This window comes from Paraburkholderia sp. GAS41, assembly GCF_050436545.1.
In the GTDB taxonomy this organism is placed as follows: domain Bacteria; phylum Pseudomonadota; class Gammaproteobacteria; order Burkholderiales; family Burkholderiaceae; genus Paraburkholderia.
The window spans coordinates 67,334-81,957 of sequence record NZ_JBNDMK010000009.1 but is presented as its reverse complement, the minus strand read 5'-3'; the positions used below and the strand labels follow the sequence as shown (position 1 = coordinate 81,957).

Annotated in this window: 10 protein-coding genes and 3 tRNA genes; 10 read left to right on the top strand and 3 right to left on the bottom strand. The window is 61.1% G+C overall.

Translation table 11 applies throughout. The annotated features are described in order from the left end of the window. The first annotated feature begins 847 nt into the window (after positions 1-847). From ltrA to P3T43_RS14765, 8 genes are all read left to right on the top strand, one after another. Positions 848-2,548, top strand: a complete 1,701-nt coding sequence (ltrA, locus tag P3T43_RS14800; RefSeq protein WP_429269343.1) for a group II intron reverse transcriptase/maturase — start codon at positions 848-850, stop codon at positions 2,546-2,548. Between the two features lie 172 nt (positions 2,549-2,720). After that, entirely contained in the window at positions 2,721-5,042 is a 2,322-nt protein-coding gene (uvrC, locus tag P3T43_RS14795) for an excinuclease ABC subunit UvrC (protein WP_429281783.1), read from the top strand. 154 nt (positions 5,043-5,196) lie between these two features. Beyond that, a complete protein-coding gene (gene pgsA / locus P3T43_RS14790) occupies positions 5,197-5,790 on the top strand; it encodes a CDP-diacylglycerol--glycerol-3-phosphate 3-phosphatidyltransferase (protein ID WP_429281929.1) in 594 nt (197 codons plus the stop codon). Positions 5,791-5,922: 132 nt separating this feature from the next. Then, positions 5,923-5,998, top strand: a tRNA-Gly gene (locus P3T43_RS14785). A 67-nt stretch (positions 5,999-6,065) separates the two neighbouring features. Next, positions 6,066-6,141 (top strand) — tRNA-Gly (locus P3T43_RS14780). 114 nt (positions 6,142-6,255) lie between these two features. Then, positions 6,256-6,329: transfer RNA gene (locus P3T43_RS14775), tRNA-Cys, on the top strand. A gap of 264 nt (positions 6,330-6,593) precedes the next feature. Beyond that, positions 6,594-7,343, top strand: a complete 750-nt coding sequence (locus P3T43_RS14770; protein ID WP_429281782.1) for a TraB/GumN family protein — start codon at positions 6,594-6,596, stop codon at positions 7,341-7,343. 437 nt (positions 7,344-7,780) lie between these two features. Then, a complete protein-coding gene (locus P3T43_RS14765; protein WP_429281781.1) occupies positions 7,781-8,275 on the top strand; it encodes a GNAT family N-acetyltransferase in 495 nt (164 codons plus the stop codon). 62 nt (positions 8,276-8,337) lie between these two features. On the opposite strand, the gene P3T43_RS14760 is transcribed toward P3T43_RS14765, so the two are convergent. Next, positions 8,338-8,799, bottom strand: coding sequence for a copper chaperone PCu(A)C (locus P3T43_RS14760; RefSeq protein ID WP_429281780.1), 462 nt, complete (start codon positions 8,797-8,799; stop codon positions 8,338-8,340). Positions 8,800-8,851: 52 nt separating this feature from the next. Beyond that, on the bottom strand, positions 8,852-9,541 hold the full coding sequence (locus tag P3T43_RS14755; protein WP_429281928.1) for an SCO family protein: 690 nt from the start codon (positions 9,539-9,541) through the stop codon (positions 8,852-8,854). 358 nt (positions 9,542-9,899) lie between these two features. Between P3T43_RS14755 and otsB the strand changes: the two genes are divergently transcribed. Continuing rightward, positions 9,900-10,649 carry a trehalose-phosphatase gene (otsB, locus tag P3T43_RS14750; protein ID WP_429281779.1) on the top strand — a complete coding sequence of 250 codons (750 nt, stop codon included), beginning with the start codon at positions 9,900-9,902 and terminating at the stop codon, positions 10,647-10,649. Between the two features lie 67 nt (positions 10,650-10,716). Then, entirely contained in the window at positions 10,717-12,156 is a 1,440-nt protein-coding gene (gene otsA, locus P3T43_RS14745; RefSeq protein ID WP_429281778.1) for an alpha,alpha-trehalose-phosphate synthase (UDP-forming), read from the top strand. Positions 12,157-12,257: 101 nt separating this feature from the next. On the opposite strand, the gene P3T43_RS14740 is transcribed toward otsA, so the two are convergent. Then, positions 12,258-14,093 (bottom strand): ABC transporter ATP-binding protein, encoded by a 1,836-nt coding sequence (locus P3T43_RS14740; protein WP_429281777.1) that lies wholly within the window; start codon positions 14,091-14,093, stop codon positions 12,258-12,260. Positions 14,094-14,624: the final 531 nt, after the last annotated feature.

The following is a 14,624-nucleotide window of genomic DNA, read 5'->3' as shown; positions in this document are numbered from 1 at the left end:
TTCCTAGGAAATGTTGTTACGGAGAATTACGACGCTTAAAACGACAATAGCGCAGGTCCCTCTCACCATCTTCGCGATGGTTGGTCGGTCACGTGCATAAATCTGAACCTAAAGACCCTCGAAGGGTTAAAAGCTCTGTTTGTCATTGTTCAACTGTGGTGTTCTAGCAGCAGCGAACCGTTTGTACGACCAAACGTAGCCTAGGAAGACATGCGTCACTGGTAACGGTGGGGTGTGAAGCTCTTCCGACAATGTAGCCTCCTGAAGTTTTCGGGCAGTCAGGTGTTGCGAAACACGTGGCTGGAAGATCGTCAGCAGCGATGATCCAGGAGCTAGGCTGGCCGATACGGTCAATGTAAGTGAACCGCTGATAAACCTCGTTACCAGTGTTGAGCCAAATGCTGCTCGGGCTCTAGTCAAACGGCGCGTGGCCAGTTAGTCCACTTAGAATTTGGGCTACGTCGTTGAAGTGCCACCGGGGGATAGGCGGGACCTAAGTCGGTCGTGTGACAGGCAGGGAACGTGGTAAGCCCGTATCGTCGCCAATCGAAGCTGATTGGCAAGGTGGATCGCAAGATCCATTGACGGTGGTGCGGGTATGGGAGGACGGAAAAAGCGAATGGCAGTCTGTAATCGGCTGCATAGGGGTTGGGACATTACTCCACGCGAAAGCGGGCAGACTTCCGTCTGGTCTACCGTCGCAAGACGGCTGACAGACCCTTGAAACTTGGTGATCCAGACGATTTCGTCCGGATCAATTGAAATTCTCCCTAGCGGGTGCGTATTTTCCCCGCTGGGGAAGATGCGTCTCCTGTCCGGGACTTTCTTGTCCAGTAAGGAGAGCAGCATGGAAGAATCAGTCCGAAAGGGCGGATCTGCGCTTTCCCACGCGCCGGACCACTGGCACGCCGTAGATTGGCGTCGGGTTGAACGGAACGTGAGGGGAATGCAGATTCGAATTGCGAAGGCAACGCAGGAAGGCAACTGGCGTCGGGTGAAAGCCCTGCAACGGATGCTGACCCGCACGTTGTCCGCGAAGCTGTATGCGGTACGACGTGTTACGCAAAATACAGGCGCGCGAACGGCTGGAGTCGATCGCGAACTGTGGGTGACGCCTGAAAGTCGACTGGCAGCAGTCGACGGGTTAAAGCGGCGCGGATATCGGCCTTTGCCACTACGGAGGGTTTATATCCCGAAAGCCAATGGGCAGGAGCGCCCTCTGGGTATTCCAACCATGCGAGACAGGGCGATGCAGGCCCTGTATCTACTGGCTCTCGAGCCCGTGGCTGAAACGACGGGCGATCTGAATTCGTACGGGTTCAGAAGAAGTCGCGCGACGGTTGACGCCATGTCCCAGCTATTCCAATGCCTCAGACGGGAAGAGTCGTCGGCATGGGTGTTGGAGGCGGACATTAAGGGATGCTTTGACCACATTAACCATGACTGGTTGGAAACCAATGTCCCAATGGACAGCGAGATCCTACGGAAGTGGCTGAAATCCGGTCTGCTTTATCGGGGCCGGTATCAGGCGACAGAAGCCGGAACGCCTCAAGGGGGCATCATTTCCCCGACGCTGGCGAACATGGCGCTGGACGGGTTGGAACGGGACCTTACGAAACACCTCGGTGCCAAGTTTGGAATCGGTAAAGCCTCGGAACTAAAAATCCATGTTGTGCGGTATGCGGATGACTTCGTGATTACGGGTATCTCGAAAGAGGTCTTGGAAAGGGAGGTCAGGCCTTGGGTGGAAGCATTCCTCGCAGTTCGAGGTCTGCGGCTGTCTGAGGAAAAGACGCGCATCGTATGCATTGACGAAGGTTTCGATTTCCTAGGGTGGAACTTCCGGAAATATTCGGGAAAACTTCTCATTAAACCGAGCAAGAAAAACGTGAACACGTTTTACCGCAAGGTGGCGGAAACGATCAGCGCGAACAAGACGACCAAGCAGGCGGATCTAATCCGCAAGCTGAATCCGATGCTGCGGGGTTGGGCACAGTATCACCAACCCGCGGTCGCCAAGCAGGCGTTCATTCGCATGGAGCATCTGGTTTTTCAGAGACTCTGGCGGTGGGCCAAGAGGCGGCATCCAGACAAGAATACCGAATGGGTTAAACGGAAGTATTTTCACTCGGTCGGTGGTCGAAGCTGGGTGTTTGCCACACCTGCAGTACGACATGACGGTAGCACCGCGATGCTGGAGCTCTATCACACCAGTGGTACGGAGATCCGGCGACATAGGAAGGTGAAAGGGGAGTTCAACCCCTTCGATCCGATCTGGGAGCCGTACAGTGAAAAGCTGCGACAGAAGCGGATGGAGCGATCCAGAGGTTATCTGAAACAGTGGTACAAACTGTATGCGTCGCAGAGCGGCAATTGTGCGCACTGCGGCCACGCTCTCGAGTTTGATACGGGTTGGCACGACCATCATCTCGTGTACAGGATGCATGGCGGTACCAATGCCTTGTCAAATCGCGTGTTACTTCATCCTGATTGTCACCGGCAAGTGCACGTTGGTAGCATTGCTGTAACTAAGCCGGTTCCGATGTAATCTTGACGGGACTTTGAAAAGGTAACTTTTAACGTAGGCTTGAGCCGTATGCGGGGAAACTCGCACGTACGGTTCTTAGGGGGCCCTTCTTCCGTAAGGAAGGGGGGCTACCCTACAAGCACTCATCCTATTCTCCGCGTGAATCCAGACGCGGTGCTCACACCGATTCTGCATGACCCAATCCGACGCGCCCGACGCCCCCGAAGCTCCCGAAGCATTTGAGCCAAAGAAGATACTCGCCCAGTTGCCGCATCTGCCTGGCGTCTACCGCTATTACGACACGCATGGCGCGGTGCTGTACGTGGGCAAGGCGCGCGATCTGAAAAAGCGTGTCTCGAGCTACTTCACGAAGACGCTGCTGTCGCCGCGCATCGCCATGATGGTGACGCGGATTGCGCGCATCGAGACGACGGTCACGCGTTCCGAGGCCGAGGCGCTGCTGCTCGAAAACAACCTGATCAAAGCGCTCGCGCCGCGCTACAACATCCTGTTTCGCGACGACAAGTCGTACCCGTATCTGAAGCTCACGGGTCACAAGTTTCCGCGCATGGCCTACTACCGCGGCTCGGTGGATCGCAAGAACCAGTATTTCGGACCGTTCCCGAGCGCGTGGGCCGTGCGTGAAAGCATCCAGATCCTGCAGCGCGTGTTCCAGTTGCGTACCTGCGAAGACTCGGTGTTCAACAACCGCACGCGGCCCTGCTTGCTGCATCAGATCGGGCGCTGCACGGCGCCGTGCGTCGCTGCGATCAACGAAGAGGATTACGCGCGCGACGTCACCAATGCCTCGCGTTTTCTGCTGGGTCGGCAAAGCGAAGTGATGAAGGAGCTCGAAGAGAAAATGCGCGCGTTTGCCGGCGAGCTGAAGTTCGAACAGGCCGCGGCGGTGCGCAACCAGATGAGTTCGCTGTCGACGGTGCTGCATCAGCAGGCGATCGAAGTGGGCAGCGACAGCGACGTGGACATTCTCGCAGTCGTGGCCCTCGGTGGCCGCGTGTGCGTGAATCTCGCGATGGTGCGCGGCGGCCGGCATCTGGGCGACAAGGCTTATTTTCCGTCGCACGTGGAAAGCGCGTTGACCGTCGACGAGGGCGGTCTGGACGATGGCGACGCCGATGCGCAGGGCGTGCTGCAGGCGGCTGTCGCGCAAGGGTTGCGGGTGGCGGAAGAGGCGAGGTTCGCGAGCATGGCCGCGCAGCGCAAAGCGGCTGCGATGGATGAAGACGCCACCCTCGACGCGCTGGCCATTGCGCAGGATCTGCCGCCGGAAACGGATGACGTCGAGGACGGTACGCCGGACGAGCCGGATGATGACGCGGCGGACGCGCTTGCCGATGATGTCGTCGCGGGGGTCGATACGGCGGCGTCCGCGCAAGCGTCCGTGCAAGCAGAAGCAACCGGCGACGAAGCCGCTGCCTCGGGCAAACCCGCGCGCCGCCGCGTGACCGGGATCGAATCTGAAGTGCTGGAAGCGTTCATCGCCCAACACTACCTGGGCAACCGCGTGCCGCCGGTGTTGGTCGTCAGTCATGCGCCGGCGAACCGGGAACTGGTCGACCTGCTGATCGAACAGGCGGCCCACAAGGTCACGCTGTTGCGTCAGCCGCAGGGACAAAAACGCGCGTGGCTGGCGATGGCCGAGCAGAACGCGCGGCTCGCCCTGGCGCGGCTGCTCTCGGAACAGGGCTCGCAGCAATCGCGTACACGCATGCTTGCCGACATACTCGGTCTCGAAGTGGACGACCTCGCGCATCTGCGCATCGAATGTTTCGACATCAGCCACACCATGGGTGAGGCGACTCAGGCCTCGTGCGTGGTCTATCACCATCACAAGATGCAGTCGTCGGAGTACCGGCGCTACAACATCGCCGGCATCACCCCGGGCGACGATTACGCCGCCATGCGCCAGGTGCTCACGCGCCGCTACGAAAAGATGGTCGCGCAAGCCGCCGCGAACGCCGCCGAAGAAGCACTCGAGCGGCCCGCGTCCGATCCAGCGGCTGACCCGGCGCTCGCCGCCGATGCTCCCGAGCCGGCCGCGGGCGGCGTGTTGCCGAACATTGTGCTGATCGACGGCGGCAAAGGCCAGGTGGAAATTGCACGCCAGGTGTTTACCGAAGTAGGTCTCGATTGCGGCATGCTGGTCGGCGTCGCGAAAGGCGAGGGGCGCAAGGTCGGCCTGGAAACCTTGATTTTCGTGGATGGTCGCGCGCCGCTCGAACTCGGCAAGGAGAGTGCGGCCTTGATGCTGGTCGCGCAGATCCGCGACGAGGCGCACCGCTTTGCCATCACCGGGATGCGCGCGAAGCGAGCCAAGACCCGCCAGACCTCCCGCCTCGAAGAACTCGAAGGCGTGGGCGCGAAGCGCCGTCAAAGGCTGCTTGCGCGCTTCGGCGGCTTGCGCGGCGTGGTGGCGGCGAGTGTCGAAGACCTTGCCAGCGTCGACGGGATTTCGCTTTCGCTGGCCGAGCAGATTTATCGGCAATTGCACTGATTACGCAAAATGACGGGGCGGCCGGATGGAGTGCCCCGTCCCCGCCAAAACCCCTGGACATGCCGGATTGCCGCGTGTTTGCGGCCTGTTTGCTTGTGGCAGGCCTTATGACACGGCACAATTGCAACTCCCTTGTCAGACGCTGCGCCTGCCCATGCCGTTTAATTTCCCGATTTTCCTGACGTGGCTGCGGATTGTTCTGATTCCGCTCGTGGTCGGCGTGTTTTATCTGCCGGACATGATGATGAGCCCCGCGCACCGCAATTTTGCGGCCGCGACGATTTTCATCCTGGCAGCGTTGACCGACTGGTTCGACGGGTACCTCGCCCGCAAATGGAACCAGACCTCGGCATTCGGTGCGTTCCTCGATCCGGTGGCCGACAAGCTGATGGTGACGGCGGCGCTGCTCGTGCTGGTGCAACTGGCACGGCTCGATTCGGCGATCGCGCTGGTGATCGTGGGGCGCGAGATCGCCATTTCGGCATTGCGTGAATGGATGGCGCAGATCGGCGCATCGAAGAGTGTGGCGGTGAATTCGCTTGGCAAGTTCAAGACCGCGTGCCAGATGGTCGCGATCCCGATGCTGCTGCTTTACGGTCCGGTGACGCTTGTACCCGGCGTGGTGATCGATACGCGCGTGTGGGGTCTGTGGCTCATCTTGCTGGCAGCGTTCCTGACGATCTGGTCGATGCTCTACTACATGAAGCTTGCGTGGCCGCAGATTCGTGAACGGGGCGGGATCGTGTGAGTGGAAACTTTCGCATAAAAGACCTGCGTCAAAGGGGTTGACACGTTTCAGCGCTTTATACATAATCTCGTTTCTCCGATGCACGCAGTTCTGAACACCGGAGCGCAGTAAGCAGTGAATCAGCAGCAAAACGCGGGAGTAGCTCAGTTGGTAGAGCGCAACCTTGCCAAGGTTGAGGTCGCGAGTTCGAGCCTCGTCTCCCGCTCCAAATTTTTTGAAGCAGCGTTTTGTGTTGGCAAAGGTAGTAAGTAGCAAAACGTTGTTAGCAGGACCATGCGGGAGTAGCTCAGTTGGTAGAGCGCAACCTTGCCAAGGTTGAGGTCGCGAGTTCGAGCCTCGTCTCCCGCTCCACACATTCGGGGAAGCAAAGCTTCCCTTTTTGTTTGGTGGAGCAACCCGCCATCGAACAAATCTGCAAGCCCGTTGTACATGCAGCTTATTGCGACGGGTCGGCAGTCCGCTTACGGCGCGATAGCAAAGCGGTTATGCAGCGGCCTGCAAAGCCGTTTAGGCCGGTTCGACTCCGGCTCGCGCCTCCAGCTGTTATAAAAAGCCCCGACTTGTCGGGGCTTTTTTTTATTGGCGTGGGTTTTCTTCGAAGTGCTTGCCGCTTATCCCTCGCTCACCATCGTCATCCGGTTCCAGCGCCGACTCGAGTACTGCCGTAGCACACTCGCTCAGCTCGGCTGATAATCTCTGCGCGCAAGACAGGGTTGGCTAGCAGGACATCAAGGAGCGGTCTGCGCTTCGTTGTCCGCGTATGAAATACTCTCGACCCTATCCCGAACTGCCGACACCCATCCATGTACTTTCAGCTCGCCGGCACTCAGGTGCGGTTGCTTGGCTCAATGCATCTGTTTCCCGCCACCAGCCCGCGAATGCCTGCGTGCGTCTCGCAGGCGTTCGACTGGGCGGAAACGCTCGTCTTCGAATCCGATGCGCAGTCCGTCTTGCCGTTTCTGAAGCGGGAGGGTGGCGAATCTCTCGAGCACTTATTGCCGCCCGATGTGTGGCGCCGCCTGGATGCGACGTGGCCTTCCACTGGCGCGTTGGCGCCGCTCAGCGGATTGCGTCCGTGGGCCGCCATGATGGTGGCGCCGACGCTTTGCCAGCGCGTAGTGGAAGGCGTCGAGCCAAGGATGCTAAGAGAGGCCGACGCGCAAGCGAAGCCGTATCGCTTTCTGGAAACCGCTGCGGAGGTGGTGGCGTCGCTCGAGTCGATCCCGTTGTCTGCCATCGTCAGTGGACTCGAACTGCTGCTCGCCGATCTGACCGAGCCTCAGCGGACACTGGAGCGCATGCAGGCCGCCTGGCTGCAACGCGACCTGCAGGGGCTCTACGACGTCGCGGCCGAATCGCCGATGTTCAACTTGCCGGGCATTCGCAGCGCAATTCTCGACGCACGCAACCACGCCTGGGCGCCGCGCGTACGCGACGCGCTAGAAACGCCGAAGCGCACGCTCGTGGTAGTGGGCGCGCTGCATTTGTGTGGCCCCGGCAATCTGATCGAACACCTCGCGCATCGCGTGGAGCAGATTGGCGAGGTTGATTGAGCGGCGGTTGCGAACCGATGTCAGGCGCCGTTGCCTTGGCGGGAGGCTGGCAGACTCAGCCAGGCGCCAGGAGCCAGGAGCCAAGTGGCGAACGGCGTGCGGCGCAGCAAGCTGACGAAAGGATTGCGCCGGCTACTGATCGCGGCGCGTCCTATCTATCAGTACAGCTGATTTTATGTGGCCTCGCTGACCGTTTCCGAGTCTGCGTCGAGCCACAGACCTTCCGGTCGACCCAGTGATCGCAGCGCGGCTCGCCGCCTAGGACACCGCAAGGTACGCCGACAAGCCACCGTCAAAGGCCCAACCAAAACAGCGCATCTGACCGATTCACGCGCCGTTGGCGGCGCGGATCCGGCCCGCTATCCTCACGCGCGGCATTCGCGGCATAATTCTGCAATCGCCGCCCGTTCGGGCGCATCCCTTTTGACGTGTTTTCCATGAACGAGCCGCAGCATTCTTTAGCCACGTCGCATCCGCCCATTGAATGGCGCTGGAAATTCTTCGACGACCTGACTACCGCCGAGGTCTATGCCATGCTGGCCGCTCGCAACGAGGTGTTCGTGGTCGAGCAGAATTGCGTGTACGGCGATATCGACGGCCTCGATACCGAGGCATGGCATCTGTTCGCGTTCGGCCCAGGTGAGCCCCGGCCCAAGCTGGCAGGTTATCTGCGCGTGCTGTTACCGGATGAGAGCGACGCGGACATCCGCATCGGCCGCGTGCTGACCACCTTGAATTTTCGCGGCATGGGCCTGGGCAACAAGATGCTCGAACGCGCTGTGGGACACATTGCCGAGCAATGGCCGAACGTACCGGTCCGGCTGCACGCTCAGGCGCATCTGCAGGGTTTTTATGGCGCATTCGGTTTCGAGCCGATCTCGGACATCCATGAGGAAGATGGCATCCCGCACGTCTGGATGCGCACCGCCTGAGATCCGTCACGCGGCGCAGCGAATCGCCGCGCGCGCGTTACCACAACGCTGCGCGGCAGCCGTCAGTTTGCCTGGGCTGGCGACTTGACTGCAAATGGCGTATCGAGCGTCTCGCCATCGGAGAACTGCAGCTTCAGATGCACCGTGTCGCCAGGTGCCACCTTGTGCTGCGCGTGTTCCAGCATGATGTGATAGCCGCCCGGTGCGATGGCGACCTGGCCGTGCGCCGGGATGGTCAGCTTGTCCACCATCACCATCTGCTGTGTCGAGCCATTCGCTACTGATTGATGCAGCATCGTGCCCTGGTAGTCGTCACTGGAAATGTCGGTGAGATCGACTGGCTTGTCGCTCGAGTTGACGAGCGTCACGTAGCCGGCTGCGGGCAGATTGTTCGGCAACCAGCGAACCCACGCATGCTGCGCGGTAACGGCCTGCGGGCCGGCCGCGGCGGCCGGGGTGGCGAAGCTGAGCGAAAGGGCGAAGGCGCAGCCCAGTACTGCGAGAGATGAGATCTTGAGGTTCATAAACAGAGAGTTGGCAAGGGAGCAGGTTGGGCCGCGGACACGCTGCCCATCGTCAGGAAGGGTCGTCAATGATACGACGCAGGTCGGCGGCGATCACATCGGGCGAATCGCGGTCGGTGGCGAGCAGGCGTGCGTGGCCCTGCGGATCGAAGATGTAGACGGCGGAACTGTGTGTGACTTCATAGTTGCCGTTGGGGTCGCGCTTTTCCATCTGGTAGGCGACGCGATAATTGCGCGCCAGCGTCTCGATCTGCCGGTCGCTGCCGGTCAGGCCAACGGCGTGTTCGGCATCGAAAGCGCCGACGTAGTCATGCAGCGCCTGAGGCGTGTCGCGCGCCGGGTCGACGGTAATGAACAGGATGCGCACTTTGTGCGCGTCTGGGCCGAGTTTGGCGAGCACCTGCATCAGATGCGCCATGGTTTCCGGGCACACGTCAGGGCAGTGCGTATAGCCAAAGTAGACGAGCGCGGCGTCGCCTTTGAAGGTCTCGCCGGTAACGGGTTTGCCGTTATCGCCGGTGAGTGAGAAGTCGAGATCCGGCAAATGGCCGGTAACGTTCGTCAGATGCCAGGGCGCTTCCTTGTGGGTGCAGCCTGTCAACAGGCTGAGCGCCATGGAGAGTGCCAGCACGCCCGGCAACGCGATCCATGGCAGGCGTCGTGCGGCGCGCGCGTTGCGTGGCGATTCCGGTTCGTCCAACTGCACCCGTCGGCGTGAAGTTCTGGGGAACAAAGCAGGCATCCATGACTCGATTAAGAAAGGCGCCTCCGCGACGGCGCGTCGCGATGCGAAGCCGCCGGCAGCGTTCCGCGCGCGGACCTGGCAGCGTGGCTGGGACTGTATCGTAAATTGGTCGGGCGTGTCATACGTCGCCCCGGGGGACCGGCATCGCGGGGCAATATGACGCATCCAGTCCGGCAAAGCTGAATCGAAACCCAGCCAATCCGGAGCGTGCCGAGTTTGCCCGGAATTGGCGCCGCGGAAGGTGGATTCCCATGCCGGCGTTGCACTGAGCGTTACTTTCCCGAAAAATAGCGGGATGCGCGATAAGATGCGCACACTTTTGCGGCTGCGAGCGGCTGAAAGGCAAGATAAACCGATGCAAGCACTTCCGGCTGTTCTGTCTCCCAGCGAGACGGCATTTTTCTTCGATTTCGACGGCACGCTGGTCGAACTCGCCCCCACGCCCGACGGTGTGCTGGTGCAGCCCCAGGTCATCACGCTACTCACCGAACTGCGGCGCCTGACCAACGGCGCCGTGGCGGTTGTCTCGGGCCGCGGCATCGACAGTATCGACGCCTTTCTCGGTCTGCCCGATCTGCCCATTGCCGGCCTGCATGGCGCCGAACGGCGCGACTCGAACGGCGACACGCAGCGCATCGGCTTTCATGATGAACGCCTGCTGCGCATGGAGCAGGTGCTGGCCGAGGTCGTCAACCAGCATCCAGGCATGCTGCTCGAAATCAAGGGCGCGGCGCTGGCGCTGCATTATCGCAATGCGCCGGATCGCGAGCCGGTGGCGCGTCACGCCACTGAACGGCTGGTGGCGGACTATCCGGGTGCCTATGTGCTGCAACCCGGCAAGATGGTCTACGAGATCAAACCGAAAGACGTCGACAAGGGACGCGCCGTGCGGGCCTTTCTGGACGAGCCGCCGTTCACGGGTCGCCGGCCGGTCTTCGCCGGCGACGATCTGACTGACGAGAAAGGTTTTGCGGTCGTCAACGAGCGTGACGGCGTGTCGATCAAGGTCGGCCCCGGCGACACGATTGCGCGCTCGCGGCTCGACTCGGTCGGCGCGTTGCTCGACTGGCTCGACGCGATCGTCAGCGCGGCGCGCAACGCATGACGCGCATCCGGATTCGCTTCGTCCCTCGCTTCATTCCGAACGTTCTTTTGCACGGAAATCGCGCTTCATGAGTCGACTGATTATCGTATCGAACCGGGTCGCGCCGATCTCGGAAGGTGGCCCTGCGGCGGGCGGCCTCGCGGTCGGCGTCTACGACGCACTGAAGGAAACCGGCGGCATGTGGTTCGGCTGGAGCGGCGAGGTGCTGGCGTCGGGGCAGCCGCAGATCAAGGTCGAGGAACGCGGCCCGGTGACGTTCGCCACCATCGCTTTGGTTCGGCGCGACTACGACCAGTACTACCGCGGCTTTTCGAACGCCACCTTGTGGCCGGCGTTCCACTACCGGGCGGACTTGCTGCAATACGACCGGCACGACTTCGGCGGCTATTGCCGGGTCAACACGTGGCTCGCCCAGCAGCTCGTGCCGTTGTTGCGGCCCGACGACGTAATCTGGGTCCACGACTATCACCTGATTCCGTTTGCGCAAGCCTTGCGCGCGGCGGGCGTCAAAAACCGCATTGGCTTTTTCCTGCATATCCCGTTTCCCGCGTCGCAAGTGTTGCTGGCGGTGCCGCCGCATCGCGAGCTGGTCGAAGCGCTCTGCTCGTTCGACCTGCTTGGTTTCCAGACCGAGCCGGATTTGCGGGCGTTTTGCGATTACATCGTCAACGAGGCGAACGGCAAAGTCGAGATTCCGGCGCAGGGACCGGGCATCGTGCAGGCGTTTGGCCGGACCTTGAAGGCCTCGGCTTATCCCATCGGCGTCTATCCGGACGAGATCGCGGAGCTCGCGAAAGCGGGCGAGCGCGGCAAGCCGGTGCGCACGATGAAGGCCACGCTGCATTCGCGCAAGCTGATCATGAGCGTCGACCGGCTCGACTATTCGAAAGGGCTGGTGGAGCGCTTCCGTGCGTTCGAGCGGTTGCTCGAACACTCGCCCGCGCAACGCAACAAGGTGTCGTTCCTGCAGATCGCGCCGCCGACGCGCGCCGATCTGCATGCATACCAGGATATCCGTTTGCAGCTGGAAGGCGAGTCGGGTCGTATCAACGGCCGCTTCGCCGAACTGGACTGGGCGCCGATTCTCTACATTCATCGCCAGTACGAACGGTCGGTGCTGGCAGCGCTGTTTCGTACGGCCCACGTGGGTTATGTGACGCCGTTGCGTGACGGCATGAATCTCGTCGCCAAGGAATATGTTTCGGCGCAGGACCCGGACGATCCGGGCGTGCTGGTGCTGTCGCGCTTTGCGGGCGCGGCGCAGGAACTGGACGGCGCGCTGATCGTCAATCCGGTGGATATAGACGGGATGGCCGAGGCGCTGGCAACCGCCTTGTCGATGCCGCTCGCCGCGCGTCAGGCGCGCTACCGCGACATGATGGTGCAACTGCGCGAGAACAACGTGTCGGTGTGGCGCGATAACTTCATGCGCGATCTGCAAGCGGCGGGTGCCGCGCAGGATGAAGGCGAGATCGAACAGGTGACGCGCGAACCCTCGGACGGTTGACGAGGATCCGGTGGGCACAAAAAAGCCGCTTCGAGGTTTTCATCGAAGCGGCTTTTGTCTTTAAGCGAGGCGTGGCAGAGCGGCCTTGCCGCCGCCAGATATCAGACCACGTGCTGTTCGTCGACCTTCTTGCCGCCGGCGTGCAGCGTCGTACCCTTGCCGTACTGCTTTGACAGCAGATCGCGATACAGCCCCGGCCGGTTGCGCAGTTCTTCGGGCGTGCCGTCGTCGACGACCTTGCCCGTGCTCATCACGATGATCCGGTCGAAACTGTTCAACGTCGACAGCCGGTGCGCGATGGCAACCACGGTGCGCCCCACCATCAGCCGGTCGAGCGCTTTCTGGATGGCCTCTTCGGAAGCGCTGTCGAGCGCCGAGGTGGCTTCGTCGAGCAACAGGATCGGCGCGTTCTTCAGAATGGCGCGCGCAATCGCAATGCGCTGGCGCTGACCACCCGAGAGCTTGACGCCACGGTCGCCGACGACCGTGTCGTAGCCTTCCGGCATCGCTTCGATGAAGTCCGAGCAGCGCGCTTCCCGAGCCGCCGCCAGCACTTCTTCGCGGCTCGCTTCAGGTCGGCCATAGGCGATATTTTCGTAGACGGTACGGTGAAACAGCGCGATATCCTGCGGCACCACGGCAATGGCGTGGCGCAAGCTGTCTTGCGTGATCGTGCCGATGTCCTGGCCGTCGATCTTGATGTGACCGCCTTGCGTCTCATAGAAACGCTGCAACAGCGAAAGCACGGTTGATTTGCCTGCTCCCGACTTGCCGATCAGACCCACCCGTTGGCCCGGCTGGATATGCAGTTCGAAGTGATCGAGAATCGGCCGGCGACGCGGATAGGCAAACGTGACGCTCTCGAAATCGATGCGTCCGCCTTGCGGCACCAGTTCGACGGCGTCCGAGCGGTCTGGCATGCCGTGCGGCTCGAGCAGCGTACGTACCGCTTCGGCGAGCCGCGCCACGTGCTGCGTGACGTCGACGAGGGCGACGGCGAGGTCGCGCGTGCCGTGCAGGATGGTGAAGCCGAGCGAGCTGACCAGCACGATGTCGCCGGAGGTGGCCCGGCCGTTATCCCACAGCCACAGTGCCCAGCCGAGCAACCCCGCTGACAGCATGGCCGTGATAACCGCGTGCAGGAGACGCAGCTTCTCGAGATAGAGCAGGCTCTGCTGGCGTGCATCCATCTCGGCCTTCACGGTGGCTCCAAAGCGCGCCTGTTCGCGAATCGTCATGCCGAACGCGCGCACGAGGCCCATGTTGCTGATGACGTCGACCAGTTCGCCGTCCACGGAAGCGGCCCGGGTGGCGAAGTGATGGTGACGCGCCGACCCGCGCCCGGCCAGCTTGTAAAGCACCACCGAGAGGATGGCAGAGCAGAACATCAAACCTGCCGCCATCAACGGATTGACCGCGGTGATCATGATGATGGCGCCAAGCACGGCGATACACGGCGGCAGCACGTTCCAGGCGGAGGTGTTCTCCGCCGTGTAGACCGCATTCGACGTGGCCGTGATGCGGCTCGCGAGCATGCCGGGCTGCTTTTCCGAGTAGTAGGTGGGCGAGTGGCCGCTCAGATACTGGAACAGGTCGCGGCGCAGGTCGCCGGTGACGGCCACGAAAGTGTGCGCGGCGACCCAGCCGCCGACCCGCCACAGCAGGTTATCAGCGGCAATCAGGCCGACAAGGATGGCGAACGCGCCCCACAGCGGACCCGGATGGTGCCGGCCGCCGCCGAGCACGTCGATCAGATGCTTGATGGCATATTGAGAGGCGAGCGCACAACCCACAGCCGCGAATACGCTGCACAGGACGGTCGCATGCGCGAGCGGGTGGCGGCGGATATAGCGAAACAAAAACGCAAGCGGCCTGTGCGCATAGCTCGCAAGCTTTGCGTTGTGGGCATTACGCTGGGCGATGGTGAGATGTTCCAATTGATCGTGTGGTCGGTGTGTTTCAGGTTATGTCATGCAACGGCATGGGCCACGGGACGCATCGCCACAAAAAGGCAGATGCTTCGCATTGTAAACACGCAAAAGGCATTCCGCCGAGTTTGAACGGCAACCGGACCCGACTGATTTCGCGATGGACATCCGCAAAACCCTATTTGCTCGACCCCGCCACGCGGCAGGCATTCATGCAGATTGCGGAATAATTTCGGGATATAATTACAAACGCCATTCAACGCGCCGAGAGTTCTGACTGCGCGGAGAAGGGCGGCACGCTGGGAGCAATGACGGAAGAATTTGCAAAAAATGGGTTGCTGGCTATCCGCCACAACCAGCCCTTACTGTAGAACTGTCTTATAAAACAAGGGTTTGTAAAGTGTTTCCGCTTTGTAACAACGTAAAGTGTTTGAAATGTCCGCGTCGCGCGGGACTTCCGGCACCCATAATGCTTGCTCGGTCGTCCCACGAAATTATCTGACAGTTTGTCAACGAGTCTGACGCACGTGCGTTTACGGC

Excerpts from the sequence above, each read along its gene's own strand:
- ltrA (WP_429269343.1), top strand. The coding sequence starts at position 848 with ATGGAAGAATCAGTCCGAAAGGGCGGATCTGCGCTTTCCCACGCGCCG.
- uvrC (WP_429281783.1), top strand. The coding sequence starts at position 2,721 with ATGACCCAATCCGACGCGCCCGACGCCCCCGAAGCTCCCGAAGCATTT.
- pgsA (WP_429281929.1), top strand. The coding sequence starts at position 5,197 with ATGCCGTTTAATTTCCCGATTTTCCTGACGTGGCTGCGGATTGTTCTG.
- P3T43_RS14770 (WP_429281782.1), top strand. The coding sequence starts at position 6,594 with ATGTACTTTCAGCTCGCCGGCACTCAGGTGCGGTTGCTTGGCTCAATG.
- P3T43_RS14765 (WP_429281781.1), top strand. The coding sequence starts at position 7,781 with ATGAACGAGCCGCAGCATTCTTTAGCCACGTCGCATCCGCCCATTGAA.
- P3T43_RS14760 (WP_429281780.1), bottom strand. The coding sequence starts at position 8,799 with ATGAACCTCAAGATCTCATCTCTCGCAGTACTGGGCTGCGCCTTCGCC.
- P3T43_RS14755 (WP_429281928.1), bottom strand. The coding sequence starts at position 9,541 with ATGCCTGCTTTGTTCCCCAGAACTTCACGCCGACGGGTGCAGTTGGAC.
- otsB (WP_429281779.1), top strand. The coding sequence starts at position 9,900 with ATGCAAGCACTTCCGGCTGTTCTGTCTCCCAGCGAGACGGCATTTTTC.
- otsA (WP_429281778.1), top strand. The coding sequence starts at position 10,717 with ATGAGTCGACTGATTATCGTATCGAACCGGGTCGCGCCGATCTCGGAA.